Genomic DNA, 3,295 nt, shown 5'->3' on the forward strand with positions numbered 1-3,295 from the left:
CTCATGGCCGAGGTGGATGCCTACCTGGAAGCTCGCAACGCGCAGCAGACCGCGAGCCCGCTGCTGCGCGCCGGCCCCGCTCGACGCGCAGCATGAGACCGTTCGAGAATCGTGATCGGTCGTTTAGGCTTCACGGTGAACTGGGAAGGGCAGGGGCTCGCGGAGCTCCAGCTCGGTGCGGCGGTCTTCCTCCTCCAGGACTTCCACAACCCCACCGTGCAGGAGAACTTGATGATGTTCGTCCGGGTGGATGACCTGGATGCGTGGTGGCGACACCTTCAGGAATGCGGCGTGCTGGAGCGCTACCCGGGCGTCCGCGCCAAGGCGCCGACGCTGTATCCGTGGGGCATGCGCGAGGTGCACCTGATCGACCCAGCCGGGGTGTGCTGGCACTTCGCCTAGAAATCCGTGGGCGGACTGCGGTCTGGCGGATACGGTCCCCGGCCTCTCGCAGCTGGAGGAACACCCTTGACCGACACCTTGCTCGGGACGACGTTGCTCGCGGTCCCCGTGACGGCACTCTACGCAGCGCTCAACGCATTCCTCACGGTAGGGCTCGGCGTCAACGTCAGCCGAGTGCGCGGCAAGCACAACGTGTTCCGGGGCGACGGAGGACACGCCGACCTGATTGCCGCCATCCGCGCGCACGGGAACAACGCGGAGCACGTTCCGCTGGCGCTCATCCTGCTGCTGGTGGCCGAGCTGTGCGGCGGAAGCTCGATGGCGCTCCATGCCTTCGGTGGCGCGCTGCTCGTGGCGCGGCTGGCCCATGCGTTCGGGCTGATCAAGGCCAGTCGCGTGCAGGTGGTGGGCGCACTGCTGACCCTGGCCGTGCAGCTGGGGCTCGCCGGGTACCTGCTCTGGCTGCGGCCCTGGGGCTGAGCGTCTCCCGTTGAGGGCAGGTGGCGGTATGGCACGGGAATCGAACTCGCCAGGGACGTCTCTCAGCGCCCCTCACCGGTTTTGAAGCCCCGCCACCCCGATCCGCGAGGTGCCCGGCGGGACAGAAGGTCTGGGGCGGTCCCCACATCCACATCCAGAATTGAGTGGAAGGTCGGGGCCGGTTGCGTCCGTGAACTTCGCGCCGGTGATGCCGGCGCGCTCATGGCCTCCTTCATCTCGTCGGACACGCGTCCCGGAGCCGTCCCGGGACTGGCGCGCCGCGCACGAGGGCGCTACGGCTGCCGCGCGTCAGAGGTGGGAGGCAGGGCAGGCGCACCCTCGGCGTCCACCTTGACCTGGGCCAGCACGTCGTCGCGCACCTCGATCTTCGCCTTGGACTTCAATCCGGCGATGAAGTCGTCGAGCGCGCGCGCCCGGCGCTCGGAGAGGAGGCGGCTCTCGATGCGCGCCTTCACGGAGTCGAAGTCCTGATTGGTGCCGAGCTGCCGCCCCAGCAGCTTCACCAGGTGGAAGCCCTTGCTCGTCTCCACCACCGGGCCCACGCCCGAGTCCGCCGTGATGGCGAAGGCCGCAGCCGCCAGCGGAGCTTCCCAGGCCTGGGTCAGCTCCTCGCGGGAGAGGAAGCCCAGGTCCCCACCGGCGGACTTCGTGGCTTTGTCCCAGGAGTGCTCCGCCGCCGCCAGCTCGAAGGCGCTCGTATTGGCCCCCGCGGACTTCGCCTTCACGTCCGCCAGCAACTTCGTGGCCGCCGCGCGGGCCTGGTTGCGCTTCGCGGTGTCACCCTCGACGGCGGGCAGGAAGATGTGGCTGACGCGCACGCGCTCCGGACGGACGAACTCGGACAGGTGCTCGTCGTAGTACTTGCGCAGCTCGGTCTCCGACAGCGTGCCGGTGGCCTCCTGCTGCTGGCGAAGCAGCTTCTGCACCATCACCTTCTGGAGAGTGGCCTGGATCTCCGGATCCTTGTCCAGCCCTGCCCGTTGCGCCTCCTGCGCCAGCAGCTCGAAACGGATGAGGTTGTCCAGGAACTCCTTCTTCTTCTCGGGCGTGGCGTAGCGAGCGCGGATGAACGCCGGCTGCTCCCGCAGCTTCGCCTCCACCTCCTCCGCCGTCACGGGTTGGCCATTCACCAGCGCCACCACAGGGCCCTGCTTGCCGTTGGCAGCCTCCGAACCGGAGCTCTTGTCGCCCGAGCATCCCAGGAGGACGAGCGAGGCCAGAAGGGGGAGTCGAAGGGAAGGGGAAAGCATACGCATGACAGGGATTCCGAGCGGTTGGGCAGGCTCGCAGCCCCCAGACCTGATGCGTCGGGGCCGGGAAGACGTGCGGCGAGTTGAAAGAGATTCTTGCATAATAGCCCCGGAATCGTGGATCGTGCGCTCGCGAACAGCAGCCATCGGGACGGGGCCGACCCGGTGAACATCCACCCAAGCAGTGAGCGCCCCTCCATGAGGCCGTTCCATTTCATTACAGGGCTGACCCTTGCCTTTTTTGCCGTGGCCTGTACGCCGCCGGCCCGGGAGCCGTCCGCCCAGGGCCAGGCGAGCCTGCCGGATGGCGGCAGGGTGGTAGGGCGCTACGACGGGGGCGTCGTCACGGAGGAGGAGCTGCTCGCAGAGTCCTCCCGGCTCCCCTCGCCGCTGCGCGAGCAGTTCGAAGGGCCCAACGGACGGCACGAGTTTGTAAGGTCGATGATCGACAAGCGTCTACTGGCCCAGGAAGCCAGCGCGCGTGGGCTGCACGAAAAGCCTGAAATCCAGAAGCAGGTCCGGGCACTGGAAGAGCGCCTGATGCTCCAGGCGTTGTTGGCCGAGGAGGAGCGCGCGGCAGGGGCGCCCTCGGAGGCGGAGCTGCACGCCTGGTACGAGGGGCACCTCTCGGAGCTGACACAGCCAGAGCGGGTGCGGGTGGTGCGCATCTTCGCGGCCATGCCGGCCGGGGCGTCGGCGACCCAGCGGACCCAGGCGCGGCAGCGCGCGGAGCGCTTCGCGCAGCAACTCCAGGCGGGCCAGCCGAGGGCGAAGGTGGCTGCGGGCGGGGATGGGCCGGAGAGGGCACAGGGCGGTGAGCTGGGATTGCTCGCGCGCGGGGACTGGCGTGGGGATGCGGCGGTGGAGAAGGCGGCCTTTGCCCTGAAGAAGGTGGGCGAGGTGAGCCCGGTGGTGACGGAAATGGGAGGCTTCTTGGTGCTCCAGCTCCTGGAGCGCCGCGAGGCGCGAGTCCCGCCGTTCGAGGAGGTCCGCGCGGAGGTGGAGGCGCGGATGCTCCCGCAGCGCAAGCGCAAGGTATTCGAAGACCTGCTCGAGCGGCTGCGGCGGGCGGGAGCGATTGAGATCGACGTGGCAGGGCGTCCCTAGTCTCAGCGGGAATGGGACCGTATGGAGGGGGCTTT

General features: G+C 68.7%; 4 protein-coding genes and 1 tRNA gene. 3 read left to right on the forward strand and 2 right to left on the reverse strand.

What is annotated here, in order from left to right:
- Window positions 1-111: 111 nt before the first annotated feature.
- Both G4D86_RS43495 and G4D86_RS43500 read left to right on the forward strand, forming a co-directional pair.
- Window positions 112-402 (forward strand): VOC family protein, encoded by a 291-nt coding sequence (locus tag G4D86_RS43495; protein ID WP_164000754.1) that lies wholly within the window; start codon window positions 112-114, stop codon window positions 400-402.
- Between the two features lie 66 nt (window positions 403-468).
- Window positions 469-882, forward strand: coding sequence for an MAPEG family protein (locus tag G4D86_RS43500; RefSeq protein ID WP_164000756.1), 414 nt, complete (start codon window positions 469-471; stop codon window positions 880-882).
- A 21-nt stretch (window positions 883-903) separates the two neighbouring features.
- Here G4D86_RS43500 and G4D86_RS43505 read toward each other — a convergent pair.
- Both G4D86_RS43505 and G4D86_RS43510 read right to left on the reverse strand, forming a co-directional pair.
- A tRNA-Sec gene (locus G4D86_RS43505) sits at window positions 904-986 on the reverse strand.
- A gap of 189 nt (window positions 987-1,175) precedes the next feature.
- Window positions 1,176-2,159: a peptidylprolyl isomerase gene (locus tag G4D86_RS43510; RefSeq protein WP_164000759.1), complete on the reverse strand. Its 984-nt coding sequence runs from the start codon at window positions 2,157-2,159 to the stop codon at window positions 1,176-1,178.
- Between the two features lie 192 nt (window positions 2,160-2,351).
- Here G4D86_RS43510 and G4D86_RS43515 point away from each other — a divergent pair, with 192 nt between their 5' ends.
- On the forward strand, window positions 2,352-3,260 hold the full coding sequence (locus tag G4D86_RS43515) for a peptidylprolyl isomerase (RefSeq protein WP_164000761.1): 909 nt from the start codon (window positions 2,352-2,354) through the stop codon (window positions 3,258-3,260).
- Window positions 3,261-3,295: the final 35 nt, after the last annotated feature.

The sequence above is a fragment of the Pyxidicoccus caerfyrddinensis genome (genome assembly GCF_010894405.1).
Lineage (GTDB): Bacteria > Myxococcota > Myxococcia > Myxococcales > Myxococcaceae > Myxococcus > Myxococcus caerfyrddinensis.

Coding starts and splice junctions, on each gene's coding strand:
- G4D86_RS43510 (WP_164000759.1), bottom strand. CDS start 2,159: ATGCGTATGCTTTCCCCTTCCCTTCGACTCCCCCTTCTGGCCTCGCTC.
- G4D86_RS43515 (WP_164000761.1), top strand. CDS start 2,352: ATGAGGCCGTTCCATTTCATTACAGGGCTGACCCTTGCCTTTTTTGCC.